Raw genomic sequence first — 25523 nt, forward strand, 5'->3', positions numbered from 1 at the left:
AAACAAGGCGGCAAGCGGAAGTGGCGTCCGAGAGGGGCCGATCGGGATGTGTCCCACCTTGTCCGGGTAACGGCATGTGGCCGCCTATTATCACAGGGTAATAACAACCGATCTTGCGCTTTTCCCAACTACTTGACCTCAAACGCCACTTGGCGAACCCCGCCGACACCCGCCCCGAAAACCCGTCAGAGAATGGAGGGTAAACGGTGATGTCCGTCACCAACCCCCGCACGGGGAAGCGAAATTGCAGGTGATGTAACCAATGTCTGATTTGCCGCAAATATTCTCGCCAGTCGTGGTGGCCCCCTCCCCCGCGTGGTCGGCGGCGGGTGCGGAACTGGCCGAGGAGGTCAGCCGGCTGCTGGGCCCCGACGTCACCCGGGTGGCCCACATCGGCAGCACCGCCGTCCCCGGCATGGCCGCCAAGCCGGTGCTCGACCTCCAGGCCGGTACCGAACTGTCCCTGGACGCGGCCGAGGAGAAGTTCTCCGCTCCCCTGGCCGAGCTGGGCTTCGTCCTCTCGCCCCACCGTCGGGACCATGTGCCCGCCGGCCGGGACGACGAACCGGAGCTGTGGGCCAAGCGCCTGTGGCTGCGGCGCGGCGGGCCCGAGGGGGACGTCAATCTCCACCTCCGTCGCGAGGGTTCGCCCAACCTCCGGTTGGCGCTGCTGTTCCGGGACTGGTTCCGTGCCCACCCAGAGGCCGTGCCGGGGTATTCCGCCTTCAAGCGTGTCCTCGCCCGGCACGTCACCGACCTCGCCGCCTACAGCGACGTCAAGGACCCCGTGGTGGACGTCCTGGTGGAGATCGCGGAGGGCTGGGCCACCCGCACCGGGTGGCAACCGCCGGAGAGGTGAGCTCCCGGCACCGGGGTCCACGCCGGGACCTCCGGCGGGACCTCCGCCGGGACTTCCGGCGGGTCCGCACCGGGCCGACGCCCCGGGCCCATGGAACGGGCGCACGAGGGTCCGGTACGACCGCACCCGACGTACGCGGGTCCGCCGCACGAGGGCCCGGACGCCCGGGGCCTGTCACGCATGACCCCGGTGCGTCCGGGTCCGGACGCACGGACCCGGGAGGCGGGCTCCGGGAGGCGCGCCGGACGCACGCGGGTCCGAGGCGGGTGGCCCCGGCCCGGTGACCCCGGTACGCGTGGGCCCGGGGCACTCGGGGCCGTAGACGTGGCCACCGGACGCCCGGGACCCATCCCGCGTGGCCCGGGCCACGCGGGCCCCGTACCCATGGCCCCGTACCCATGGCCCCGTACGCGAAGGGCGGGGCGCGGGACGGTCGTGCCCGTCCCACGCCCCGCCGATGGATCCGACAGCGGTTCAGGAGCCGGTGACCGGCTCCCCCCGCCGTCCCGCCGTCCCCACCGGGGTGTCGAGGTCCTCGATGCGGGCGATCGACGGTCCCCGGGTGCGGCGCAGCGCCCGGGCGGTGGACTCCGCGTCCCCCAGCGCCCGCAGGGCGTTCTCCCGGGTCAGCTTGGCCAGGTCCCGCTCCGACCATCCCCGACGCGTCAACTCGGCGATCAGCGTCGGGTAGCCGGCGACGCTCTCCAGCCCGCGAGGCAGGAAGCTCGTGCCGTCGTAGTCGCCGCCGATGCCGATGTGGTCCACTCCGGCGACCTCCCGCATGTGGTCCAGGTGATCGGCGACGGTGGCCGGCGTCGCGACCGGCCGCGGGTCCCGGGCCTCGAACTCCCGATGCGCCCGCATCGCCGCCGGCGTGGTGTCCAGCGGGTGCAGGCCGGCGGCCCGCAGGTTGGCGTCCGCACGCTCGGTCCAGGCCCCGGCCTCCGGGAGAATGAACTTCGGCACGAAGGTCGCCATCGCCACCCCGCCGTTGACCCGCAGCGCGGCCAGCACGTCGTCGGGTACGTTGCGGGGGTGGTCGCAGACCGCCCGGGCCGAGGAGTGCGAGAAGATCACCGGCGCCTCGGTGACCCGCAGCGCGTCCCGCATGGTGGTCGCGGCGACGTGCGAGAGGTCCACCAGCATCCCGAGCCGGTTCATCTCCCGCACCACCTCCTCGCCGAAGGCCGACAGGCCGTCGTGGCGGGGGGCGTCGGTCGCCGAATCGGCCCAGTCGATGGTGTCGTTGTGGGTCAGCGTCATGTACCGCACGCCCAGTCGGTGGAAGGCGCGCAGCGTCGCCAGGGAATTGGCGATCGAGTGCCCGCCCTCGGCGCCCATCAGCGAGGCGATCCGCCCCTCGACCAGGGCGGCCTCCACGTCCGCGACGCACACCGCCGGCCGGAACGTCTCCGGGTAGCGGTCGATCAGCAGCCGCACCGCGTCGATCTGCTCCAGGCAGGCGGCCACCGCGCGGTCCCCGGCGAAGTCGGCGCGCACGTACACCGACCAGAACTGCGCCCCCACGCCGCCCGCCCGCAGCCGGGGGATGTCGGTGTGCAGGTGGTCGGAGCGGTCCCCGGCCAGGTCGCAGCGGTCCAGGTCGTAGCCGACCTGTTCGCGCAGCGCCCAGGGCAGGTCGTTGTGCCCGTCGAGCACGGGGTGGCGGGCCAGCAGCGCCCGGGCCCGGGCGAGATCGGCCTCCCCCGGCCCGGTGGCCGAAGCGGTGTCCTGCCCGGCGTCCGACGTGACGTCCGGCGCGGCGCTCATCCGGCCGAGCCGAAGCCGAAGCCGGTGTCCCCCGCCAGCCGGGCGCGCAGTGAGCGGCCCTTGTGCTCGGCCTGCTCGCGCAGTCGGCCCTGGAAGTCACCCATCTTCTCCAGCAGGGCGGGGTCGGCGGCGGCCAGGATCCGGACGGCCAGCAGGCCCGCGTTGCGCGCCCCACCCACCGAGACGGTCGCCACCGGGACACCGGCGGGCATCTGCACGATGGAGAGCAGCGAGTCCATGCCGTCCAGGTGCTTGAGCGGGACGGGCACTCCGATCACCGGCAGGGGCGTCACGGAGGCGAGCATCCCCGGCAGGTGGGCGGCGCCACCCGCGCCGGCGACGATCACCCGCAGGCCCCGTTCGGCGGCCCGCTCGCCGTAGGCGATCATCTCGTGCGGCATCCGGTGGGCGGAGACCACGTCCACCTCGTGCGGGATGCCGAACTCCTCGAGGGCCTTCGCCGCGCCCTCCATGACCGGCCAGTCGCTGTCGGAGCCCATCACGATCCCCACCAGGGGGGCGGCGCCGGCGGGGCGTCCCGCGCTCTCGGCCGCGTCGGGGACCTCGGTACTGTCGGGGGCGTCGCTCATTCGGTGATCGTTCCTCGCAGGTAGTCGGCGGCGTGCCGGGCGCGCTCGCGCACCTCGGCCAGGTCGGAGCCGTACGCGGTGACGTGCCCGACCTTGCGGCCCGGCTTCACCTCCTTGCCGTACATGCTCACGCACAGCCCCGGGTCGCGGGCCATGCAGTGCAGGTACCCCCGGTACATGTCGGGGTAGTCGCCGCCCAGCACGTTGGCCATGACCGTCCAGGGGGCGCGCGGGCGGGGGTCGCCGAGCGGCAGGTCGAGCACGGCGCGCAGGTGGTTGGCGAACTGCGAGGTGACCGCGCCCTCCCGGCTCCAGTGGCCGGAGTTGTGCGGGCGCATGGCCAACTCGTTGACCAGCACGCGGCCATCGGCGGTCTCGAACAGTTCCACGGCGAGGTGGCCGACCACGTCCAGTTCGGCGGCGATCCGCAGCGCCAGTGCCTGGGCGTCCAGGGCCCGCTCCTCCGGCAGCTCGGGGGCGGGTGCGATGACGGTGTCGCACACGCCGTCCACCTGGACGGACTCCACGACCGGATAGGCGACGGCCTGCCCGTGCGGGGAGCGGACCACGTTGGCGGCCAGTTCGCGGACGAAGGGGACCTTCTCCTCGGCGAGGACCGGGACGCCGGCGCGGAAGGGTTCGCGGGCCTCCTCGGCGGTGCGCACCACCCATACGCCCTTGCCGTCGTAGCCGCCGCGCACGGTCTTGAGGATCACCGGCACGGCGAGGTCACCGGGGTCGCCCCGCTTCCCGGCCGTGTTCGCGCCCACCTCACCCGCGGGGTGGGCGGCGCTCCCGCCCGCGATCTCGGCGGCGAAGCGGGCGACGTCGGCCGGGTCGGCGACGATCCGGTGCCGGGGGCAGGGCACGCCGAGCGCGGAGAGCCGGGCGCGCATGACGCCCTTGTCCCGGGCGTGCTCCAGGGCGTCGGGGCCGGGCCGGATCACCACCCCCTCCGCCCGGAGCGCGCGCAGGTGCTCCAGCGGCACGTGCTCGTGGTCGAAGGTGATCACGTCACACTTCGACGCGAAGTCACGCAGTGTGTCGAAGTCACGGTAATCGCCGATCACCGGATCGCGGACCACAAGCGCCGCGGAGTCCTGGGGGGTGTCGCTGAGAAGCCTGAAATCGATGCCGAGCGGGATGCCCGCCTCGTGGGTCATACGGGCGAGCTGGCCGCCGCCGACCATGCCGACTACGGGGAATGTCACGGACTCAGAGTAGCGGCCGCCCCGACCGTCGGCGGCGACGGGCGGCCCCGGCGGAGGGTGGGAGCGCCGGACGGCGACCGGGAACCGGCGAGATCGGCCGGATCGGAACAGGGACTCGGAGGGGTGGTCTGATTAGCATGGCGAGATGAATCGTTCCCCCGGGTTGCGGCTCCGTCTGCGCCGTCTGGTGCGCGAGGCCGGCCGCTTCGGCACCGTGGGGGCCGTCGGCCTGGTGGTGAACGTGTTCGTCTTCAACCTCTGCCGCCAGGGGGTCGGGCTGGGCGCCGTCCGGTCCGGGGTGATCGCCACCGCCTGCGCCATCTGCACCACCTACCTGGGCAACCGGTACTGGACCTACGCCCACGCCGACAAGAGCCGGCGGCGCCGCGAGGCCGGCCTCTTCCTGGTCTTCTCGGGGGCGGGAATGGTGCTGGAGAACGGGGTGCTCGCCCTCTCGCACCACGGGCTGGGCCTGACCTCGGCGACCGCCGACAACGTCGCGAAGAACGTGATCGGTCTCGGCCTGGCCTCGCTCTTCCGCTTCTGGGCCTACCGCACCTGGGTCTTCCGGGGCGCCCGGAGTCGAGGCGGGGCGGCCGTCGCGGCAGGGCCGTCGGCGACGACACCGATCGGGGCCAACCCGGAGCGGCCGACCGGGCCGCCGGTGCCGGTGCCGGCCGGGCCGGGCGCGCCCGGGGTCAGCGCTCCTCCGGCGGACAGGCCCCGGCCGGCTCCGCCTCCCTGCTGAGGAACAGCGCGAAGACCGGTGGTTGGAGTTGGAGCAACTCCAACCGTCCTCCGTCGGCCTCGGCCAGGTCGCGGGCGACCGCCAGCCCCAGGCCGGTGGAGTTCCGGCCGCTCACCGAGCGTTCGAAGACCCGCGAGCCGAGTACGGGGGGCACTCCGGGGCCGGCGTCGGTGACCTCGACCACCACCTGGTTGCCGGCGGTGCGGGTGCGCAGCGCCACCGTGCCGGCACCGTGCATCAGGGAGTTCTCCACCAGGGTGGCGAGCACCTGCGAGACCGCGCCGGGGGTGCCGACCGCCCGCAGGCGCGGCTTGCCGGAGTGGACGACCGCCCGGCCGACCGCCCGGTACGCCGGGCGCCACTCCTCCACCTGTTGCAGCACGATCTCGTCGAGGTCGAAGCCGACCGCCGAGCCCAGGCGCGGATCACGGGAGTTGGTGAGCAGCCGCTGCACCACATCCGTCAGGCGCTCCACCTGGGCCAGCGCGATCGCCGCCTCCTCCTTCACGATCTCCGGGTCCTCGGTGACGATGATCTCCTCCAGCCGCATGGACAGCGCGGTCAGCGGGGTGCGCAGCTGGTGGGAGGCGTCGGCCGCCAGCCGGCGCTCGGCGGTGATCATGCGCGCGATGCGTTCGGCGCTGGCGTCCAGAACGTCGGCGACGCGGTCCAGCTCCGGCACCCCGTAGCGGCGGTGGCGGGGGCGCGGATCGCCGGATCCGAGGCGTTCGGCGGCCTCGGCGAGGTCGGTCAACGGCGCGGAGACCCGGCGGGCCTGGCGCACCGCCAGCAGGATCGCGGAGATCACGGCCAGCCCGGCGACGGTGAGGATGATGAACAGGGTCCGGCCGACCTCGTCGCCGATGACGTCGCGGGACTGCTGCACGGTGACGACCTCGCCCCGGGCGCCGGCCTCCGAGCCCTGGATGACGCCGCCCTCGGGCTCCTTCCCGAGGGTGAGCGGCTCCTCGCCGACCAGGTCGATGATCACGTACCGGTCGCCCGGTACCGAGGTGCGCATGCTCTCGGCGGTCACCCGCTCCCCGGCCACCAGCCGGCTCTCGACCACCGCGACCAGCCGGGCGGCCTCCGACTGGAGGCGTTCACGGGCCCCGCTCTCGATCGCCCGGGTCTCGACGATCACCAGCGAGACCCCGAAGACGGTGATCACGACGAGCACCACCGCGAGGATGGAGTTGATCAGACGGCGGCGCACGACGGTCGGATCAGCTCTTCTCGAATCGGAAGCCGACCCCGCGCACGGTGGCGATGTACCGGGGGTTGGCGGCGTCGTCGCCGAGCTTCTTGCGCAGCCAGGAGATGTGCATGTCGAGGGTCTTGGTGGAGGACCACCAGGTGGTGTCCCAGACCTCGCGCATCAACTGCTCGCGGGTCACCACCCGGCCGGCGTCCCGCACCAGCACTCGCAGCAGGTCGAACTCCTTCGCGGTCAGGTGGAGTTCCTCCTCCCCCAGCCAGGCCCGGTGGGACTCCACGTCGATCCGGATGCCGTGCACGACCGGGGCGGGCACGGGCTCGGTGCTGCCGCGTCGCAGCAGCGCCCGCACCCGGGCGAGGAGTTCGGCGAGCCGGAAGGGCTTGGTGACGTAGTCGTCGGCGCCGGCGTCCAGCCCGACGACGGTGTCCACCTCGTCGGCCCGGGCGGTGAGCACCAGCACCGGGAGGGTCAGGCCCCCGGTGCGCAGTCGGCGGCACACCTCGAGGCCGTCCATGCCCGGCAGGCCCAGGTCCAGGACCACCAGATCCATGTCCCCGCGCAGGCCCGTCTCCAGGGCGGAGGGTCCGTCCTCCCGCACCTCCACCTCGTAGCCCTCGCGGCGGAGCGCGCGGGCCAGCGGCTCCGAGATGGAGGCGTCGTCCTCGGCGAGCAGTACTCGGGTCATGTGGCGATGGTAGACGGCGGGCACGGGGCGCCCGTGAACATCGGCGGAGGTGGAGGATTCCCGGGATGGGCCGGGCGGGAGAAACAGCGCGGGCCGGGCGGGGAAAACGGAGCGGGCCGGCGATGGCGCGGGGCGCATGACGCCCCGCGGAATGGCGCGGGGGCGCGGCGGGGGATCCGGGTGTGGACGGACCGGAAGCGGTGTCGCGTCGGCACGTCCCGACGTCTTCACCCGAACGGGGACTCGTCGGGACCGGCGTCCACGGCCCCCGGCCGCGGAGGCGGGCCGGCGGGCAAGGGGGTCGATCCGGCTGTGGTGGCGGTGAGGATTCGGTGGTGGCGATTCGGCGACGGGTCCGGCGGGACGGTGCGGTGACGACACGGGGAACGGCGTCACGTGGTGGGCCGGGGTTCCGCGGCTGCGAGCGGCGCGTACGCTCCGCTCGTTGTCGCCGACCCCCGGCGCTCTCCTCCGTCCCCGGGGTTTCGTTCCCCGGGTCCCGTTTCCCGGCCGGGGATCACATTCGATCCCCGCTCGCGGTGTTCCCGCTCACCGGTGTTCCCGCTCGTTCAGTCCCTCGGTTTGGGCACGGCCATCTCCGCCCAGACGGTTTTGCCGGGCAGGGTCTCGTCACACAGGATGCCCCAGTTCGCGGAAAGCCTCTCCACGATGAACATGCCGTGCCCCCCGGGACGTCCCGGAACCCGTCCGGTCCGGGGTGCGGGCATGCCATCCCCCAGATCGGTGACCTCGATGTGCACGAGTTCCGTACCCCGGGTCAGGCTCATGGTCTGCGGACCGCCGCCGTGCAGACAGGCATTGGTGACCAGCTCGGACACGACGAGCAGCACGTCCTCGGTGAACGCCCTCCCCTCCTCGTCGTGCGGTGGGATCCAATTCCAGTCCTGCAGGGCCTCCCGGGCGAAGTCGCGGGCCCGGACCACGGGTCCGGGAACTCCTGCCAGGGACATCCGCCGAACGTCCGGCTGGGGCCCGGGGTCGCTGTGAGTGAACGGCCGGGCCGTGCTCATGCGCGCCTCCCCTCGCCTCGTCGCCGTTTCGGTGATCGCCGCTCCGGACGCGCGGTGCCCCCCGCGGGGATCCGTGCGGCGTTCCGTGATACGTCGCGCCATCGGTCTCTCGTCGCTTTCGTCCATCGCGGTGTTCGCGGCCGGGGTGACCTGTCCATCCGGTCCCCCCTCCGCGCCGGACTCTCCGTTCCGGTCCGGTGTGACGGGTCTCCTGCCCGGGGTTCCTCGAACGACACCCATGGATTCGGGTGAATCCTGTGACCCGCGCCGCGCCGGGGACGAGCGCGTCGAACCCGTGCTCCGGGGGGTGTACGAAGCGGTTCGGAGGGTTTCCACGACACGGCACCGCGTCGGAACGACGAAACGGAGGTCACGGCAGGCCTTTCCGTTGGGGCAGGCCGAGGCGGGGACCCCGTGTCACGGGTGTCCCGCTCGGGGCTCTCGCCACGGTCACGACGGGCGGAACCCTCAACCGGCGTCGACGGCGGCCAGGGCCGTCTCAAGAGTGTCGTGCACGGCGAAGACGGCATCGGCGCCGGTGATCTCGAACACCCGCGAGACCGCGGGCGACATCGCGGCGAGGTGCACCGCGCCGCCGGCCTCCTCGATCTCCATCCGAGCCGCCAGGAGGGTGTTCAACCCCGTGGAGTCACAGAAGCCGAGCCCCGCACAGTCGATTACGATGGGATAACGGCCCTCGGAGACGCAGGCGTCGATCGCCTCCTTCAACAGATCGACCGAATGGTGATCCAACTCACCACGCGGAGCGATCACCGCACCGACCTCGCGTCGGTGCACCTCAACCCCGAACTGAGGTCGATGGGCACTCCCCGACGTCACGCGATCCATGCACACCCCTTCAAGGTTCACCATCATCACTCGGGGGCCTCGAAGCGAGCCGGACCCTACCGATAGGTTCGCACCTTATCCCCAGAGCCCGTCCCCGAACAGCCGCCCACCACCGGCAAAACCGGACAACGCAGACATAAAGAATTTGCCCCCGAAGACGCATCCCCGGTAAGGGTGAGGGCAGAAGACCCCTTGAATGCGACGGCTCCCGGAGGCGCGCACTCCGCACCACACGACGGCATCGGCCGCCACACACCGAAGAACTCCACGGAGGACAACACCATGTCACCCGCCCCCCACGTCGACGAGACGCAGACCCGGCCGACCCCGCACGACCTGCCGGGCGAGAACTTCGACCGCCCCGACGGTCCGGCCGCGGACACCCCGCCCCCACCCCCCTCGGCCGAAAGCATCCGGGAACAGATCTCGGCCATATCGTCCTTCGACCAGGTCGAGCCCTGGGACGCCCGGGTGCTCTCGAAGTCGCTCTTCCAGCGACTGCGCACCCTCGAGGAGGGCACGCACGAGTACTCCTACGTGCGCAACACCCTGGTCGAGCTGAACCTCGCCCTGGTGAAGTTCGCCGCTTCCCGCTTCCGCACCCGCAGCGAGCCGATGGAGGACATCGTCCAGGTCGGCACCATCGGCCTGATCAAGGCGATCGACCGCTTCGACTGCGAGCGCGGGGTGGAGTTCCCCACCTTCGCCATGCCGACCATCGTCGGTGAGATCAAGCGGTTCTTCCGCGACACCTCCTGGTCGGTGCGCGTCCCGCGCCGCCTCCAGGAGCTGCGACTCGACCTGGCCAAGGCCACCGACGAGCTGTCCCAGAAGCTGGACCGGGCCCCCACCGTCGCCGAGTTGGCCGAGCGCCTGCAGATCGACAAGGAGGACGTGCTGGAGGGCATGGCCGCCTCCAACGCCTACACCGCCAGTTCCCTGGACGCCCAGCCGGAGGAGGACGACTCCGAGGGCACCCTCGCGGACCGCATCGGCTACGAGGACCACGGCCTGGAGGGCATCGAGTACATCGAGTCCCTCAAGCCGCTGATCTCGGAGCTCTCCCCCCGCGACCGGCAGATCCTCTCCCTCCGCTTCGTCGGCAACATGACCCAGTCGGAGATCGGCGAGGAGCTGGGGATATCGCAGATGCACGTCTCCCGACTGCTGGCCCGCACCCTGGGCAAGCTGCGCAGGGGGTTGCTCACGGAGCAGTGATCGCCCGGCGGGCGCGGATTTCCGGAGGGACTCCGGAGTGCCCGGTCGTGTGCCCCCGGGGTACGTGACCGGCATGGTGTGTGGCGTGTCGGCAGACCGTCGGACGCCCTCCCGACACACGTCGGGTGGGCAGCCGGCGGTCTGCGGTGCTTCACCCGGCCGTGCGGGTGGCGTGCGCGAGATGTGGAGGCGACGTGAAATCCGCTTCGGCACCCCGTCCCACCACGTCGCGCGACACGCCGGCGCCGCCGGACCCGGCCGGGACGCTCCCCGGTACCGGCGGCGTCGCCCACCACGCTCCGCAACCCCGCGAGATCACCACGCTCAACGCCAACGGTCCTCGCGACCCCGTGGATCGCGGGTGTCGCGAGGACCGTTGGAACCCAAGCACCCTCGACCGGGGCCCGGCGGGTGTCCGCCGACCGTCCGACCCCGTCCCGACCGGCTGTCGGGCTCCCCGTCCCACCGGCCGGCCCGCCCGCCGATACCCCGGTGACGGCGGCCTCCCGCTCGCCTAGGGTGAGCCCATGTCCGCCTCCGCCCCCCGCCCGGCTCCCGGGCCCGCCCCGATCCCCCGTGTTCGATCGGTGAACATCGCCCGCGCGACGGCCGTGACATACACCACCGCCGAGAGCGGTCTGACCGGAATCGACAAGCGCCCCGTCACCGGGCCGGTACGGGTGGCCGTGCCCCCCACCCGGGAGAAGGGCGGCGGTTCCGGACTGGCCGACGACTTCGTGGGCGACCAACGGCACCACGGCGGTCCCGACCAGGCCGTCTACGCCTTCGCCCGGGAGGACCTCGACCGCTGGGAGACGGTCCTGGGCCGCCCACTGGCCGATGGCGCCTTCGGCGAGAACCTCACCACCACCGGCATCGACGTGAGCGGCACCCGCATCGGTGAGCGCTGGCGTATCGGCGGGGCCCTGCTGGAGGTCACCTGCGCCCGGATCCCCTGCCGCACCTTCGCCGAGTGGCTGGGCGAACGCGGGTGGGTCAAGCGCTTCACCCTGGACGCGGCTCCCGGCGCCTACCTGCGGGTGCTGGAGCCGGGTGGGATCGGTGCCGGCGATCCGGTGGAACTCGTGCACCGGCCGGATCACGAGGTCACGGTGAGCTTCCTCTTCCGCGCGCAGACCACCGCCCCGGAACTGCGCCCGCGGGTCATCGCCGCCGGCGAGGCCCTGGGCGCGGCGGAGCTGGCGAAGGCCCGGGCGTGGGCGGGGGCGGACACGACGCCGGCGGGTTCGGCGGGCTGACCCTCCCGACGGCCGGCCCCGCCGGGCGGCCTCCCGGTGCCCCGTCCGTGCGTCGGGGCCGTCCGGCGGAATCGGGAAGGGTGCTCCGCCGTCCCCGTCGGTCCCCTCCCCGTCCGTGCGTCGGAGCGGCGGACACCCGTTCCTTCGGGTGAAGGCGGCGAAGCGGTGGTGCCGCTCGGTTCACCGGTCCGGGAACACCGGCGGCGGGAAACGTACCGAAGGGCCGGAGGCCCGCCCGGTTCGGCCGGTGGGGTCGCCCCCTCCGGTCAACGGCCGGTGGCCGCCCCTGCTACCGATCCGACCCGCTCCCGGCCGACGCGGCCCCCTCCCGTTCGGCGCGCTCCTCGGCCTCCCGGATGATCGCCGGGGAGAGCCGGCGCCCCAGGTACCACAGCAGTGGCAGGGAGAGCACCGCCGTCGCCAGGAACGGGGCGCGCAACCCCGCCTCCCGACCCGCGACCATCTCCACCAGTGTCACCAGGCCGCCGCCCACCGCGACGCCGATCGGCATGACACCCCAGCCCATCGTCCGGTAGCCGCTGTTGACCCGGCCCAACAGGTCATCCGGAACGATCGTCTGTCGCAGGGTCACGGTGATCACGTTCCACAGTGCCACCGAGCAGCCCGCCAGGGCCGAGGCGGAGGCCACCACCCACGGGTTGGAGGTCAGACCGGTGACCAGGAAGGTCAGCGCGAAGGTCGCGGCACTGACCCGCAGGCCGAGCGAGGGCCCGAGCAGGGCCCCGATCCGGGCCGCGAGGAAACTGCCGACCAGCGCGCCGACCGCGCCGGCCGACCCGAGCATCGCGAAGGCGACCGGCCCGACGTCCAACACCTCCTGCGCGAAGAGCACGAAGACCGCGAACGCCGCCGAGGACATGAAGTTCGACCAGGCCAGGGCGATGGCCAGGGAGCGCAGCATCCGATGCCGCCACAGCCAACCGAGACCGACGGCGATCTCGGTCCGCATCGAGGTGGGGGGCGCGGGGTCGGGCATCGGGGCCGCCGTGGCGGGCAACGGAGCGGACGGCAGGGGACCCGACGCGGAGGGGACGGGTCCGGGTTCGGGCGCCACTCCCGTCCCGGGCGCCCCCGACACGGCGAACTCCCCGGGTCCGTCGGACGCGGCGGACGTGTCATCGGTCGGGCCGCTCGCCCGCGTCCCCGTCGCGCCGGGACGGGGGCGCCCCGGCCGGAAGGAGCCGCGCAGGGTGAGCAGGAGCAGCACGGAGATCAGGGCGGCCGTCGCGTCGAAGAGGAAGGGGAGGGTGAGGGAGATCCCGATGAGCAGACCGGTCACCGGTCGTCCCACGAACTCCCCGAGCACCATCTGGGCGCCCATCAGCCGGCCGTTGGCGGCCCTCAACCGGTTCCGCTCCACCACGGCGGGCACGAGTACCTGGGTGGTGTTGTCGAAGATCACCTCGCACAACCCCAGCGCCAACGCCAGCAGGAAGAGGGCGGGCAGGTTCATCACCTCCGCCCACACCAGCAGCCCGGCGACCAGCAGGATGGCGGCCCGGCCCGCGTTGGCCCAGACCATCAGCAGGCGGCGGTCGAAGCGGTCGGCCCACACCCCGGCCGGCAGCGTGAAGATCAACCACGGCAACCTCACCGCGACCCCCATCAGGGCGACGAGAAAGGCGCTGTCGGTGAGAGTGGTGGTCAGCCAGGGGATCGCGACGATCATCACACCGTCGCCGATCTTGGAGGCGGCGACGGCGGCCCACAGCCGGCGGTAGGGGGCGCCGAGACCGCGCGGGGGACGTGCGTCGTCGACGGGTGGGGCGGTTCCCGGGACGGGGTCGTCGGCCGCCCTCCCCGTTGGTCCGTCGGGCCCGCTCACCCCGTCGGGCCCGCTCACCCCGTCGGCTCCGTCGGCTCCGTTGTTCATGGTCGGTTCTCCCGTTGCACCGCGCGCCCCCGGGCGGCGGGGAGACGCCGGACGTGCTCACCGACCGCCCCGTACCGCCGGCATCCTAGGCGCTCGGTTTCCGGGGGGTCCACGACGTTTCCCCGGTCGGGTCCCCACCGGCCGCCGCCGCGAGCGGGCCGGCGACCGGCATCCCGTCCCGCCACACCCCGGCGACCAGCGGCACTCCGGGCCGGTAGGCGAGGTGGACGGCGGAAGGGGCGTCGAGCACCAGCAGGTCGGCCCGGGCGCCGGGGACCAGCCGCCCGACGTCCGTGCGGCGCAGGGCACCGGCTCCGCCGGCGGTGGCGGCGTGGATCGCCTCGTCGGGTGTCATGCCCATCTCCCGGACCGCCACGGCCACACAGAAGGCCATCGAACTGGTGTAGGAGGAGCCGGGGTTGCAGTCCGTGGACAACGCGACCGGCACACCGGCGTCCAGCAGGCGGCGGGCGTCCGGATAGGGGGAGCGGGTGGAGAACTCGCACCCCGGCAGCAAGCAGGCGACGGTCGGTTCGGGACGACCGGCGGCATCGACCAGCGCGTCCACGTCGGCGTCGGTGAGGTGGGTGCAGTGGTCCACCGAGGCGGCCCCCAACTCGACGCCGAGCCGCACACCGGGGCCGGGGCCCAACTGGCCGGCGTGGATCCGGGGGACCAGACCCCGACGGATGCCGGCGGTCAGGATCTCCCGGGACCGGTCGCCGTCGAAGGCACCGCGCTCGCAGAAGACGTCGATCCAGCGGGCGTGCGGGGCGCAGGCGTCCAGCATCGGGCCGGTGACCAGCGCGACGTACGCGTCCGGGTCCTCGCGGTGCTCGGGCGCCGGGACGTGCGCGCCGAGGTAGGTGACCTCCTCGGTGCGCGCGGCGGCGACACTCAGCGCGCGGGCCTCGTCGCCCACCGTCAGACCGTAGCCGGACTTGGTCTCGACGGTGGTGGTGCCCTGGCGCAGCAGTTCCGCCAGGTGTCGGTCGAGGTTGGTGGCGAGTTCCCCGTCGGAGGCGGCCCGGGTGGCGGCCACGGTGGTGCGGATGCCGCCGGCGGCGTAGGGCCGGCCGGCCATCCGGGCGCGGAACTCCTCGGTGCGGTCCCCGGCGAAGAGCAGGTGGGTGTGGGAGTCCACGAAGCCGGGGAGCACCGCCCGACCGGCGAGATCGAGGCGACTGTCGGTGGCGGGTGCTTCACTTTCGGTACCGGTCCACACGACGCGTCCGTCCTCGATGACGAGCGCGGCGCGGCGGAGGATGCCGAGCGGGCCGGAGTCCGGGGAGGAGGTGGACGCGGTGGCCGGAGTGGACGCGATGGCCGTGGTGCGCGGCGCGTGCGGGTCGTTGGTGACGAGTTCCCCGATGCCGGTGAGGAGCAGGGCGCCGGGTCGGGCGGGTCCGGGGTGGTGGGCCGGGGTCGTCGGATCGTCCATCGGGCGGTGGTTCCCATCGTGGCGGAGGTGCGGGTGTCATGGGTGCGGTGAGCGGGGCGGGGTGGTCGGGCGGTCCGGGTGGTACGGGCAGGTCGGTGGGTGCGGGATGCCGGTGAGGTACGGGCGGGTCGGTGGGGGGCCCGGGTGCCGGGGTCGGCGGGACGGTGGGGCGCGGGTGTGCCTCCGGGCCCTCCGGCCCGCTTGGCCCCACCACCCTCCCGGCACAGGACTCGTGCCCGGCGCGGAAGGCGGGCTGCGCCGGCCCCCCGGCGACGGCGGAGGAGCGGATGGCGACCGCCCGGGCCCCCGCCCACCCGGCGGCCCGGTCCGGGGCCGGGCCGGGTGCGCCATCCCCGGCTCCCGTCCCGGCCCCGCCCGCACGAGCGGCGCCCCGCGCCGGCGGTCAGTCGGCGAGCGCGGTGACGGCGGCGGCCAGCCGGCGGGCGACGCCGGGCACCCGCTGGTGGGTGCCGTCCCGCACCACGTGCCGGCCGGCGACCACGGTGTGCCGTACGTCGGCGGCGCAGGCGGCGAAGACCGCCGGCTCCGCGCCGTCGCCCGGCGGGACCCCGGCGGTGCGGGGGGACTCGGGGTCGACGGTGACCAGGTCGGCGGGGGCGCCGACGGTGATCCGGCCGCCCTCGGGCATCCCGAGGGCGGCCCAGCCCCCGGCGCAGGCGGCGGTGAGCAGGTCGTCGGCGGTGAAGTGCCCCCGGACGCCGGTACGCAGGCGTTCGTGCATCTCGACCGCCCTGGCCTCCTCGAAGAGGTCGATCACCGCGTGGCTGTCGCTGCCCAGGGAGAGTCGGCAGCCCGCCGCGGCCAGGTCGGCGGCGGGGCCGATGCCGTCGGCGAGGTCCCGTGCGGTGGTGGGGCACAGACACACGCCGGTGCCCGAGTCCCCGAGCAGCGCGATGTCCCCGGGGGTGGGGTGGGTGGCGTGCACGGCGGTGGTGCGGGGGCCGAGCACCCCGTGGTCGGCGAGCAGTCCGGTGGGGGTGCGGCCGGTGGCCGCCAGACAGTCCTCGTTCTCGGCGGGCTGCTCGGAGAGGTGGACGTGCAGCGGGGCGTCGTGTTCCTCCGCCCACCGCGCCACCCGGCCGAGTTGGGCGGCGGGGACCGCCCGCACCGAGTGGATCGCGGACCCGATCCGGCCGGCGGGCCCCGGTCCGGGGCGCAGCGCGGAGACCCGTTCCGCCCAGGCGTCCGCGTCGGCGTCGGCGAAGCGCAGTTGGGGCCCCTCGGGCGGGCGGCCGAAGCCGGCCGACAGGTAGCAGGTGTCCAGCAGCACCAGGCGGACACCGGCCTCGGCCGCCGCCTCCTGGAGCGCGACCGCCATGATGTTCGGCTCGTTGTACCGCACGCCGCCCGGCGCGTGGTGCAGGTAGTGGAACTCCCCGACGCAGGTGATGCCGGCCAGGGCCATCTCCGCGTAGACGCCCACCGCCAGTTCGCGGTAGGTCGCGGGGGTGAGGCGGTCGGCGACCCGGTACATCCCCTCCCGCCAGGTCCAGAAGGTGTCGGGGGCCCGCCCACCGGTGGTACCGCGCCCGTCCCGGTCCCGGCCGCCCTGTCCCCGGCCGCGCAGCGCGCGGTGGAAGGCGTGGCTGTGGGCGTTGGCCTGGCCCGGCAGGGTCAGGCCCGGCAGGGCCACGGCTCCGGGTGGCGGCCCGGGCAGGTCGGTGCGCAGTTCGGCCACCCGTCCGTCGGGCCCGGAGACGATCAGCACACCGGAGCGCAGGCGGTCGCCCACCCGGGCGTGCTCGGCCCAATAGGTCTGCGGGCTCAGCGACATGACAGCTCCTCCAGGACGTCCGCCAGGGCCGTCACACCGGCCGCGCGGTCCTCGACGGTGGCGTGCTCGGCGGGGGCGTGCGAGACACCGGTGGGGTTGCGGACGTACAGCATGGCGGTGGGCAGGGCGGCGGCGAGGATGCCCGCGTCGTGGCCGGCACCGGTGGGCAGCAGCGGGGCCGGGCGTCCCTCGGGATCGGCGAGGACGGCGGCCAGGCGGTCGCGCAGCGCGTGGTCGAAGTCCACGCCGTCGGTGAAGGACTCCCGGTGGATCTCCAGGACCGTACCGTCGCGCCGGGCACGCTCGGCGGCGGCCCGGCCGATGTCGGCGACCAGTTCGTCCAGGCAGGCGTGGTCGGGTGCGCGGGCGTCCAACCAGCCGCTGACCAGGGACGGCACCGCGTTGACCGCGTTGGGTTCCACCCGTACCCGGCCGAAGCCGGCGAGGGCCCCGGCCAGGCGGGCCTTCTTGCGGGCCGCCAGGACGGTGTTGGCGTACGTGAGCATGGGGTCCCGGCGATCCTCCAGCCGGGTGGTGCCCGCGTGGTTGGCCTCGCCCCGGAAGTCCAGGCGCCAGCGGCCGTGCGGCCACACCGCGCTGCCGACGCCGATCGCCCGACCGCCGTCGGGGGACGCGGCGAGCGCGCGGCCCTGTTCGACGTGGAGCTCGACGAAGGCGGCGAGGCGGCCGAGTCGGTCCGGGTCGGCGCCGATGGCGCCGGGGTCGTGGCCGGCGCGTTCCATCGCCGAGGCCAGGGTGGTGCCGTCGGCGTCTCGCAGTCGGCGGGCGCGTTCGGGGTCCAGCGCGCCGACGGCCAGCCGGGAGCCGACGCAGGCGAGTCCGAAGCGGGCGCCCTCCTCGTCGGCGAAGTTCACCACCGCCAGCGGGCGGCGGGGGCGGACCCCGCGCCGGTGGAGTTCGTCCAGCGCCGCGAGGGCGGAGACCACGCCCAGGGGCCCGTCGAAGGCCCCGCCATCGGGGACGGAGTCGAGGTGCGAGCCGGTGGCGACCACCCCGCCGGCGGCGGGGTCGCCGAGCAGTGCCCACTGGTTGCCGTTGCGGTCGGTCTCCACGGCGAGGCCCCGCTCCCGCGCCCGGTCGGCGAACCAGGCGCGGAGTTCCAGGTCGACGGGGGTCCAGGCGTGGCGGCGGTACCCGGAGGTGTCGGGATTCCGTCCGAGTGGGGCCAGATCCTGCCACATGCGGTCGAAGGAGTCCCCCGCCCGCCATCCGGCCGGGGGATCGGCGGCGCCGTCGGTCCCGGTCCGGTCGGGGGCGGCGGGGCGGGGAGCGCCGTTCCGGCCGGCCCCGGCCTCCCCCGCCCCCTCCGCGCCACCGGTCGGGGCGCCACCGCTCGACGCGTCCCGGGCCGGGGGTGTGCCGGCCCCGGGTGCCCCCCGCCCATCCACCGACCCGACCACCGACTCCGGCCCGGAAACCACGCCCGGCCACCCCCGCCGGTCCGCACCCCCGGGGACGGGGCCATCGGGTTCCCTCCGGGCGGAGGAGGTACCGGCCCCGGGTGCCCCCCGCCCATCCACCGACCCGACCACCGACTCCGGCCCGGAAACCACGCCCGGGGGGCCGGTGTCCGCGAACCCGCCCGGGCCGGAAACCCTCTCCGACCGGCCCCGCCGGTTCATCCCGCCCGGGGCGGGGCCGCCCGGAGCGGTGGTGTTCGGATCCGTACCGCCGGGGGTCACGACCGGGCCCCCGATCGGCCCTCGCCCGGGGCGGGCCCGGGACCGCCGGTCGGGTCGGCGGCCGGACCACCGGCCGGATCGACGGTCGGACCGCCATCGGGCCGACTTCCCGTCCCCGCCGGGGTTTCCCCATCGCCCTCGCGCAGCGGGACCCGCACGCCGCGCGCGTCCGCCACCCGTCCGGCCTCCGGGTAGCCGGCGTCCACGTGCCGGATCACCCCCATGCCGGGATCGTTGGTGAGCACCCGCCGGATCTTCTCCCCGGCCAGGGGTGTGCCGTCGGCGACGGTGACCTGCCCGGCGTGCAGGGAGCGGCCGATGCCCACCCCGCCGCCGTTGTGGATCGAGACCCAGGAGGCGCCGGAGGCGACGTTGACCATGGCGTTGAGCAGTGGCCAGTCCGCGATGGCGTCGGAGCCGTCCCGCATCGCCTCGGTCTCCCGGTAGGGGGAGGCGACCGAGCCGCAGTCCAGGTGGTCCCGACCGATGACGATCGGGGCGGCCAGTTCACCGGAGGCGACCATGTCGTTGAACCGCTCGCCCGCGCGGTCCCGTTCGCCCTGTCCCAGCCAGCAGATCCGGGAGGGCAGGCCCTGGAAGCGCACCCGCTCGCCGGCGGTGCGGATCCAGCGGGCCAGCGGCTCGTTGTCGGGGAACAGGTCGAGCACCGCCCGGTCGGTGGCCGCGATGTCGGCGGCGTCCCCGCTCAGGGCGGCCCAGCGGAAGGGACCCTTCCCCTCGCAGAACAGCGGTCGGATGTAGGCGGGGACGAATCCGGGGTAGTCGAAGGCGCGTGCGCAGCCGCCGAGTCGGGCCTCGGCCCGCAGCGAGTTCCCGTAGTCGAAGACCTCGGCTCCGGCGTCCAGGAAGCCGACCATCGCGTCGACGTGCGCGGCCATCGACTCACGGGCCCGGCGGGTGAACTCCTCCGGCTTCTCCCGCCCGTACTCCGCCATCTCATGGAGGGGAACCCCGACGGGCAGATAGGCGAGCGGGTCGTGGGCGCTGGTCTGGTCGGTGACGACGTCCACCGGCGTGCCGGCGGCGAGCAGGCGGGGCAGCACCTCGGCGGCGTTGCCGACCACGGCCACCGACAGCGGCGCGCGCCGGGCCCGGGCGTCCTCCACCAGGCGCAGGGCGTGGTCGAGGTCGTCGGCCCGAGTGTCGAGGTAGCCGTGTTCCAGACGGCGCTCCACCGCGCGCGGGTCGCACTCCACGCACAGCACCACCCCGCCGTTGAGGGTGACCGCCAGGGGTTGGGCGCCGCCCATGCCGCCGAGCCCGGCGGTGACGGTGAGGGTGCCGGCGAGGGAGCCACCGAACCGCTTGGCCGCCACGGCGGCGAAGGTCTCGTAGGTGCCCTGGAGGATGCCCTGGGTTCCGATGTAGATCCAGGACCCGGCGGTCATCTGCCCGTACATGGTCAGGCCGAGGCCCTCCAACCGGCGGAACTCCTCCGGCGTGGACCACTCCCCCACCAGGTTGGAGTTGGCGATGAGGACCCGGGGCGCCCATTCGTGGGTGGTCATCACGCCCACCGGACGGCCGGACTGCACGAGCATCGTCTCGTCGGGGCGCAGGTCGGTGAGGGTGCGGACCATGGCGTCGAATGAGGCCCAGTCACGGGCGGCCTTCCCGGAGCCGCCGTAGACCACCAACCGTTCGGGGTGTTCGGCGACCTCGGGGTCGAGGTTGTTGCACAGCATCCGGAGGGCGGCCTCCTGGGGCCAGCCCCGGGCGGTGAGCCGGGTGCCTCGTGCCGCGCGGACGGTGCGGGGTCCTGCCATGGACTGCCTCCCGGGTGGCGCCGGGCCGACGACGGACCGTGCCCGCCGCGCCGCGCGCCCTCGCACTGAATTATTCACTCACTCTACGGACTGAATGAAACTCGTCAACAGAGTCACGGGCCCGTTCCCGGGGCCGGTCGACCCGGCGTACGGCCCCGCCGGTCGGACTCGCTCGGAGCCGGGGGCCGGTACCTCCCGGTGCCCCGTCGGGCGTTCCGGAAACACCGACGGCGGCCGGAACCGGCCGGAGCCGGGAACGGTGGGACCGCCGGCCCCGACGTCGTGTGGCCGGCCGACCGGTGGGGCCCGCGCCGAAGACCGGGAAACGGCGCCGGCCCCACCGGGACACCGTCCGTCCCCCTCCATCGAAACCCGGGGCGACGCGACCGGCGACCCACCCCACCGGAGGAGGGCACCGCCCCGGCGGGGAACGGCGACCGCGCGCATCCGACGGAAGCGGTGACGTGCCGCCCACCGGCGGGCCCGGCCGGCCGCACACGAACCCCGGAACGGGACCCCGGAAACCGCCGGGTCGCGGAGCGGCGGGGGGAACCGGCCCCGGCGTGCGCGGTGGACCGGCCCCGCCGGCGGCCCACCGTCACCGGGACCGCGCCGCCGGCCACGACCCCGGCCCGCCGGTCGGGCCGAGGGGACCGTGCCCGACTCACTCCACGAACAGTCCGCGTTCGGCGGCCCGCGTCTCGAACCGTTCCAACCGGCCCTCCGCACCGGGCAGCACGTCGCACATCGCCTCCAGCAGGACCCTGCCCAGCATCATCGGCGCGCACGCGGTGTCGAAGGACAGCGCCGTGCCCACGGCCGCCGGCAGCACCAGGTCACCGGGCTCGGCCACCGGGGGGAAAGCCGTGTCGGCGACCAGCACCACCCGCAGCCCCGACGTACGGGCGGCGGCCAGCGCCGGCCCCACCTCGCGCGGGTACCGGGGCAGCGCGAAGCACAGCAGGGCTCCGGCCCCGGCGACGGCGGCGGCCTCGATCCGGTCGATCAGTTCGCTGCCACCCGTCGTCAACGGCCGGACATCGGGGTGGACCTTGGCCGCGAACCAGGCGAAGCCTGCGGCCTGGGCGGCGGCGGCCCGCAGCCCCAGCACCGGCAGCGGACGGGAGGCCGCCAACAGTCCGGCGGCCTCCTCGACCGGCCGGGGGTCGGCCAACAGCGCCGCCAGCTGCCGCAGGTGTTCCAGCTCGGCCAGGACGGCCTGTTGCCGGGGGTTGGCGCCGGTCGCGGACGGGTCCCCGACGGTGTCCGCACCGGTCCCGCCCTCCCCCGTGCCACTCTCCCGCGCCGGGCCCGCGCCGGTGCCGGGGCCCGTTCCGGGCTGCCGGTCCGGGTCGCGCAGCGCGCGGCGCAGCGCCGGATACCCGTCGTAGCCGAGGGCCACGGCGAAGCGGGTGACCGAGGGTTGGCTGACGCCGGCGGCCCGGGCCACCTCCACGCTGGAGAGGTAGGGCGCGTCGGCCGCCCGCCGCACCAGGCAGTGCGCGATGCGCCGCTGGACCGGGGTCAGCCGTCGGCCCTCGAAGAACTTCAGCAGTCTCGCGCTCGCCTCGTCCACGGGCCCGAGTCTAGGCAGCGGCACCGTCCCCCGCCGGTTCCCGGTCCCCGCCGGCCCGGGTATCCGGTGACCGGGACCCGGGCGCCGACCCGCGCCGGTTCCCCGCCCGCCCCCGTCGGGGATCGGCGGGCGACCGGGTGGTGGGCGGCGGCATCCCGGCGGCCCACCGACCCCGATCGGCGGGGCGATCGGCGGAGCGACCGGGTGGTGGCACCCCGCTCCCCGGCGGGGGACGGGAACCGGAGGTCGGATAGGGGGGTTGGCCCCAGTGCGCGAGGGCTCCGCCGTCCCTAGCGTGGTCGTCATGAGCAACCGGAATCCGGAGCTGCGGAAGGACCTCGACGCCGCCGTGCAAACCCGCAAGGAACTGGGTGAGAACTACGAGGCGGCGCTGATCGAGTCCTTCCTCGAGAAGCTCGACGAACGCATCGACGAGACGGTGGACCGCGCCGTGGACAAGCGGCTGCGGCGCCGACTGGCCGAACAGCAGGTGGTCGGCGGCGGGCCCGCCTCCATGGGGGATCGGAACTGGCGGGGCCCGGCCCCGGCCTTCGCGCTGGCGGCGATGTCGCTGCTGTTCGCGATCCCGCTGTCGGCGATCGCCGCCTCCCATGTGGGCTTCCTCGGCCTGCTGGTGGCCTGGGGCGGCATCGTGGGGGTCAACGCCTGCTACGCCTCCATCGCCAACACGCAGCGCGGGCGCACCGAGCGGCGGGCCCGCGACGATCAGCGGTGGTGAGTCGGGGCCCCGCCCCCCCCGCGGGGGTGGGCGGGGCACCGGGGCCGCATCGGGAGATGAAAGGTGTGAACGCGGGGACCGCCGCACCCCGGCGCGAGCGCCAGGGGCGGGACGACGGCGGTCCCCGCGGGGGACGGTGATCGGGTCGGGATCACCGTCCGGGCGTCCGTGGAGGTCCGGGAGCCGCTCCGGAAGTCCTTGACGCCGACATCCAGAACTCTGCCCGACGGGTGTTAAGCGGGCATTGCCTTACCGTGACGCCCCGGAATCAATTACCGGGGCATGGGCCGGCGGCCCCGCCCCGGGCACCGGGGAGGAGCCGCCGGAACACGGTGCCGCCCTGCCCCGGCGGCACCGACCACGGCACCGAACGCCACACCGGAGGCCACGTCACCGAAGCCGGCGGCGGCCCCGACGAGCAGCTCAGCGGGCCAGGAAGGCCAGCAGGTCCTGCCGGCTGACCACACCGGTGGGCTTGCCCTCCACCAGCACGATCGCCGCGTCGGCGGCACCGAGGGCGGTCATCAGATCGGCCACCGGCTCGCCGGCGCCCACCTGCGGCAGCGGCGCGCTCATGTGCTTCTCCAGGGGGTCCTCCAGCGCGGCCCGCTCGGTGAAGAGCGCCTCCAGCAGGTCGCGCTCAACGACCGAGCCGACCACCTCGGCCGCCATCACGTCGGGGTGTCCGGCGCCGGGCTTGACCACCGGCATCTGGGAGACGCCGTACTCGCGCAGCACCTCGATGGCCTGGCCGACGGTCTCCTCGGGGTGCATGTGCACCAGCGAGGGCATCTCCCCCTGCTTGCGGCCGAGCACGTCGCCGACCCGGGTCTCCGGCTCGCCGCCCTCGAGGAAGCCGTAGTCGGCCATCCACTCGTCGTTGAAGATCTTGCTGAGGTAGCCGCGCCCGCCGTCGGGGAGCAGGACCACCACCACGTCGTCGGGGCCCAGCGGCCGGGCGACCTCGAGGGCTGCGGCCACCGCCATGCCGCAGGAACCGCCGACCAGCAGGCCCTCCTCGCGGGCGAGGCGGCGGGTCATGCGGAAGGAGTCGCGGTCGGAGACGGCGACGATGTCGTCGGCGATCTCCCGGTCGTAGGCGTCGGGCCAGAAGTCCTCGCCCACGCCCTCCACCAGGTAGGGGCGACCGGAGCCGCCGGAGTACACCGAGCCCTCGGGGTCGGCGCCGATGACCCGCACCCGGCCGTCGCTCGCCTCCTTGAGGTAGCGGCCGGTGCCGCTGATGGTGCCGCCGGTGCCGACGCCGGCGACGAAGTGCGTGATCCGCCCCTCGGTCTGGTCCCACAGTTCGGGGCCGGTGGTCTCGTAGTGGGAGCGGGGGTTGTTCGGGTTGCTGTACTGGTCCGGCTTCCACGCGTCGGGGATCTCCCGGACGAGGCGGTCGGACACGTTGTAGTACGAGTCGGGGTGCTCGGGGTCCACCGCGGTGGGGCAGACCACGACCTCGGCCCCGTAGGCGCGCAGGACGTTGATCTTGTCGGTGGAGACCTTGTCGGGGCAGACGAAGACGCAGCGGTACCCCTTGCGCTGGGCGACGATGGCCAGCCCCACCCCGGTGTTGCCGGAGGTCGGCTCGACGATCGTGCCGCCGGGGAGCAGTTCGCCGGATGCCTCCGCCGCCTCGATCATCCTCAGGGCGATGCGGTCCTTCACCGATCCGCCCGGGTTGAAGTACTCGACCTTGGCGAGGACGGTGGCCTCGATCCCCTCCGTGACGCCGGTGAGCTTCAGCAGCGGGGTGTTGCCGACAAGGTCGATCATCGACTCGTGATACTGCACAGTGGTCTCCGCGGGTTCCGGGCGGGTCGTGTCCGCCCACTGCACAGCACTGTAGGGGGCGGGGGCGGGGCGCGGCCTCCCGTGCCTCCGGGCGGGCCCGGGCGATCATGGGGTGACGGGCGTGCGGGAGCGGTTCGGGACGGAACGGTCCGCGGGTCCGGGGCCGGCGTCGGCCGCGCGAGGACGCCCGGTCGGGTCGAGGCGCGGGTGGGAGGCGGGGACGACGGTGACGGATTCCGGATTCGGCAGGGCGTTCGGCAGGACGTTCGACAGGGCGTCGGGGGCGGTGTTCCGGTCGGCCGGGAGCACGGCGGTGGGGACACCGGGCGCCGGACTGATGCGACGGGCGGCCACGGTCGCCGCGTACGGCGGCGGGGGCCTCGGGGTGCTGGGCGGGGTGACGCTCGGGGTGTTGATGACCGAGGCGCTGTTCGCGCGGCGGATCATCGGACCGAACGAGGACGAACCACCGGCGGCCGACGGGATGTACGGGCGCGAGTTCGTCCCGCCGGGACACCCGGCGGCGCCGTGGCGGCTGGGCTTCCTCGGCGATTCGACGGCGGCCGGTCTGGGCGTGTACCGGCCGGCGGAGACGCCGGGCGCGTTGCTGGCCACCGGGCTCGCCGCGGTCTCCGAGCGTCCGGTGCGGCTGCGGAACGTGGCGCTCTCCGGGGCGTCCTCCGAGGACCTGGAACGCCAGGTCTCCCTTCTCCTCGGCACCGACGCCGACGCCCGGGCCGGCACCGGGCCGGGCTCCGCTCCCGGCGGTGACCGGCCGCCGGAGGTGTGCGTGATCATGATCGGCGCCAACGACGTCACCGGACGGCTGCCGCCCGCGCGGTCGGTGGCGCTGCTGGCGGCCGCCGTCCGTCGACTGCGGGAGGCGGGCAGTCACGTGATCGTGGGCACCTGTCCGGACATCGGGTCGGTGGAGCCGTTGGCGCCGCCGCTGCACTGGGTGGCCCGGCGGCTGTGTCGGCGGTTGGCGACCGCGCAGACCATCGTGACGGTGGAACTGGGCGGCCGGACGGTCTCCCTGGGGGATCTGCTGGGGCCCGAGTTCGCCGCCAACCCGCGCGAGATGTTCGGCCCCGACCGGTACCACCCCTCGGCCGAGGGGTACCGGGCGGTGGCGATGGCGATGCTTCCGACGCTCTGCGCGGCGTTGGGGGTGTGGCCGGAGCCGGAGCGGGTGGAGCCGGCGCGCGGGGAGTCGGTGCTGCGGGTCGCGGACGCCGCCGCGGCGGCCGTCGCGGAGAGCGGCAGCGAGGTGTTCGCCACCGGTCCGGTCGGGCCGGGGAACCGCGGCCGGCGGCGGGCGTTGCTCAAGCACCGTCGGCAGCGGCGGG

At 74.4% G+C, this 25523-nt stretch carries 19 protein-coding genes and 1 pseudogene; 6 read left to right on the plus strand and 14 right to left on the minus strand.

Annotated elements, in window-relative coordinates; genetic code table 11:
- Positions 1-295: 295 nt before the first annotated feature.
- Entirely contained in the window at positions 296-859 is a 564-nt protein-coding gene (locus tag LZF96_RS22675) for a GrpB family protein (RefSeq protein ID WP_308294266.1), read from the plus strand.
- Between the two features lie 474 nt (positions 860-1333).
- Here the strand turns inward: LZF96_RS22675 and LZF96_RS22685 are convergent, their stop codons facing one another.
- The 3 genes from LZF96_RS22685 to LZF96_RS22695 all read right to left on the minus strand — a co-directional run bounded on the left by LZF96_RS22685 (position 1334) and on the right by LZF96_RS22695 (position 4430).
- Positions 1334-2629 (minus strand): dipeptidase, encoded by a 1296-nt coding sequence (locus LZF96_RS22685; protein WP_233876007.1) that lies wholly within the window; start codon positions 2627-2629, stop codon positions 1334-1336.
- Entirely contained in the window at positions 2626-3129 is a 504-nt protein-coding gene (gene purE / locus LZF96_RS22690) for a 5-(carboxyamino)imidazole ribonucleotide mutase (protein WP_233876045.1), read from the minus strand. Before purE ends, LZF96_RS22685 begins: the two co-directional genes overlap by 4 nt.
- Positions 3130-3215: 86 nt before the next feature.
- The gene (locus LZF96_RS22695; RefSeq protein WP_233876009.1) at positions 3216-4430 is read right to left on the minus strand and encodes a 5-(carboxyamino)imidazole ribonucleotide synthase; all 1215 of its coding nucleotides are present in this window, start codon (positions 4428-4430) and stop codon (positions 3216-3218) included.
- 145 nt (positions 4431-4575) lie between these two features.
- Here LZF96_RS22695 and LZF96_RS22700 point away from each other — a divergent pair, with 145 nt between their 5' ends.
- Positions 4576-5178, plus strand: a complete 603-nt coding sequence (locus LZF96_RS22700) for a GtrA family protein (RefSeq protein ID WP_233876011.1) — start codon at positions 4576-4578, stop codon at positions 5176-5178.
- On the opposite strand, the gene LZF96_RS22705 is transcribed toward LZF96_RS22700, so the two are convergent.
- From LZF96_RS22705 to LZF96_RS22720, 4 genes are all read right to left on the minus strand, one after another.
- Positions 5129-6394 (minus strand): ATP-binding protein, encoded by a 1266-nt coding sequence (locus LZF96_RS22705; protein WP_233876013.1) that lies wholly within the window; start codon positions 6392-6394, stop codon positions 5129-5131. The genes LZF96_RS22700 and LZF96_RS22705 overlap by 50 nt on opposite strands.
- A 10-nt stretch (positions 6395-6404) precedes the next feature.
- The gene (locus LZF96_RS22710; RefSeq protein WP_233876015.1) at positions 6405-7082 is read right to left on the minus strand and encodes a response regulator transcription factor; all 678 of its coding nucleotides are present in this window, start codon (positions 7080-7082) and stop codon (positions 6405-6407) included.
- Positions 7083-7651: 569 nt separating this feature from the next.
- A complete protein-coding gene (locus LZF96_RS22715; RefSeq protein WP_233876017.1) occupies positions 7652-8113 on the minus strand; it encodes an ATP-binding protein in 462 nt (153 codons plus the stop codon).
- A gap of 468 nt (positions 8114-8581) precedes the next feature.
- Positions 8582-8962 carry an STAS domain-containing protein gene (locus LZF96_RS22720; RefSeq protein WP_233876019.1) on the minus strand — a complete coding sequence of 127 codons (381 nt, stop codon included), beginning with the start codon at positions 8960-8962 and terminating at the stop codon, positions 8582-8584.
- A gap of 282 nt (positions 8963-9244) precedes the next feature.
- On the opposite strand from LZF96_RS22720, the gene LZF96_RS22725 reads away from it, so the two are divergent.
- Positions 9245-10180, plus strand: coding sequence for an RNA polymerase sigma factor SigF (locus tag LZF96_RS22725; protein ID WP_233876021.1), 936 nt, complete (start codon positions 9245-9247; stop codon positions 10178-10180).
- Positions 10181-10707: 527 nt separating this feature from the next.
- Entirely contained in the window at positions 10708-11439 is a 732-nt protein-coding gene (locus LZF96_RS22730) for an MOSC domain-containing protein (protein WP_233876023.1), read from the plus strand.
- 289 nt (positions 11440-11728) lie between these two features.
- Here the strand turns inward: LZF96_RS22730 and LZF96_RS22735 are convergent, their stop codons facing one another.
- The 6 genes and pseudogenes from LZF96_RS22735 to LZF96_RS22760 all read right to left on the minus strand — a co-directional run bounded on the left by LZF96_RS22735 (position 11729) and on the right by LZF96_RS22760 (position 21635).
- On the minus strand, positions 11729-13333 hold the full coding sequence (locus tag LZF96_RS22735; RefSeq protein WP_233876025.1) for an MFS transporter: 1605 nt from the start codon (positions 13331-13333) through the stop codon (positions 11729-11731).
- Between the two features lie 85 nt (positions 13334-13418).
- Positions 13419-14774 (minus strand): imidazolonepropionase, encoded by a 1356-nt coding sequence (gene hutI, locus LZF96_RS22740; RefSeq protein WP_233876027.1) that lies wholly within the window; start codon positions 14772-14774, stop codon positions 13419-13421.
- A gap of 403 nt (positions 14775-15177) precedes the next feature.
- Positions 15178-16569: a formimidoylglutamate deiminase gene (locus LZF96_RS22745; RefSeq protein ID WP_233876029.1), complete on the minus strand. Its 1392-nt coding sequence runs from the start codon at positions 16567-16569 to the stop codon at positions 15178-15180.
- Positions 16560-17771 carry an allantoate amidohydrolase gene (locus LZF96_RS22750; RefSeq protein ID WP_233876047.1) on the minus strand — a complete coding sequence of 404 codons (1212 nt, stop codon included), beginning with the start codon at positions 17769-17771 and terminating at the stop codon, positions 16560-16562. The genes LZF96_RS22745 and LZF96_RS22750 overlap by 10 nt, the downstream gene beginning before the upstream one ends.
- Positions 17772-18403: 632 nt before the next feature.
- Positions 18404-20059, minus strand: a pseudogene (gene hutU / locus LZF96_RS22755) (urocanate hydratase); the annotation flags it as partial.
- A 664-nt stretch (positions 20060-20723) separates the two neighbouring features.
- Positions 20724-21635, minus strand: coding sequence for a MurR/RpiR family transcriptional regulator (locus LZF96_RS22760; protein WP_233876033.1), 912 nt, complete (start codon positions 21633-21635; stop codon positions 20724-20726).
- A 304-nt stretch (positions 21636-21939) separates the two neighbouring features.
- Between LZF96_RS22760 and LZF96_RS22765 the strand changes: the two genes are divergently transcribed.
- Positions 21940-22374, plus strand: a complete 435-nt coding sequence (locus LZF96_RS22765) for a hypothetical protein (protein WP_233876035.1) — start codon at positions 21940-21942, stop codon at positions 22372-22374.
- Positions 22375-22797: 423 nt separating this feature from the next.
- Here the strand turns inward: LZF96_RS22765 and LZF96_RS22770 are convergent, their stop codons facing one another.
- Complete coding sequence (locus tag LZF96_RS22770) at positions 22798-24174, minus strand: cystathionine beta-synthase (protein WP_233876037.1); 1377 nt, start codon at positions 24172-24174, stop codon at positions 22798-22800.
- A 337-nt stretch (positions 24175-24511) separates the two neighbouring features.
- Here LZF96_RS22770 and LZF96_RS22775 point away from each other — a divergent pair.
- Positions 24512-25523: SGNH/GDSL hydrolase family protein (locus tag LZF96_RS22775; protein ID WP_233876049.1), on the plus strand; the 1012-nt coding region annotated here is incomplete at its 3' end.

Origin of the sequence: Streptomyces sp. ST2-7A (assembly GCF_021390475.1) — a bacterium.
Classification (GTDB): Bacteria; Actinomycetota; Actinomycetes; order Streptomycetales; family Streptomycetaceae; genus Streptomyces.

Coding starts and splice junctions, on each gene's coding strand:
- LZF96_RS22685 (WP_233876007.1), bottom strand. CDS start 2,629: ATGAGCGCCGCGCCGGACGTCACGTCGGACGCCGGGCAGGACACCGCT.
- purE (WP_233876045.1), bottom strand. CDS start 3,129: ATGGGCTCCGACAGCGACTGGCCGGTCATGGAGGGCGCGGCGAAGGCC.
- LZF96_RS22700 (WP_233876011.1), top strand. CDS start 4,576: ATGAATCGTTCCCCCGGGTTGCGGCTCCGTCTGCGCCGTCTGGTGCGC.
- LZF96_RS22710 (WP_233876015.1), bottom strand. CDS start 7,082: ATGACCCGAGTACTGCTCGCCGAGGACGACGCCTCCATCTCGGAGCCG.
- LZF96_RS22715 (WP_233876017.1), bottom strand. CDS start 8,113: ATGAGCACGGCCCGGCCGTTCACTCACAGCGACCCCGGGCCCCAGCCG.
- LZF96_RS22720 (WP_233876019.1), bottom strand. CDS start 8,962: ATGGATCGCGTGACGTCGGGGAGTGCCCATCGACCTCAGTTCGGGGTT.
- LZF96_RS22725 (WP_233876021.1), top strand. CDS start 9,245: ATGTCACCCGCCCCCCACGTCGACGAGACGCAGACCCGGCCGACCCCG.
- LZF96_RS22730 (WP_233876023.1), top strand. CDS start 10,708: ATGTCCGCCTCCGCCCCCCGCCCGGCTCCCGGGCCCGCCCCGATCCCC.
- LZF96_RS22735 (WP_233876025.1), bottom strand. CDS start 13,333: ATGAACAACGGAGCCGACGGAGCCGACGGGGTGAGCGGGCCCGACGGG.
- hutI (WP_233876027.1), bottom strand. CDS start 14,774: ATGGACGATCCGACGACCCCGGCCCACCACCCCGGACCCGCCCGACCC.
- LZF96_RS22745 (WP_233876029.1), bottom strand. CDS start 16,569: ATGTCGCTGAGCCCGCAGACCTATTGGGCCGAGCACGCCCGGGTGGGC.
- LZF96_RS22750 (WP_233876047.1), bottom strand. CDS start 17,771: ATGTGGCAGGATCTGGCCCCACTCGGACGGAATCCCGACACCTCCGGG.
- LZF96_RS22765 (WP_233876035.1), top strand. CDS start 21,940: ATGAGCAACCGGAATCCGGAGCTGCGGAAGGACCTCGACGCCGCCGTG.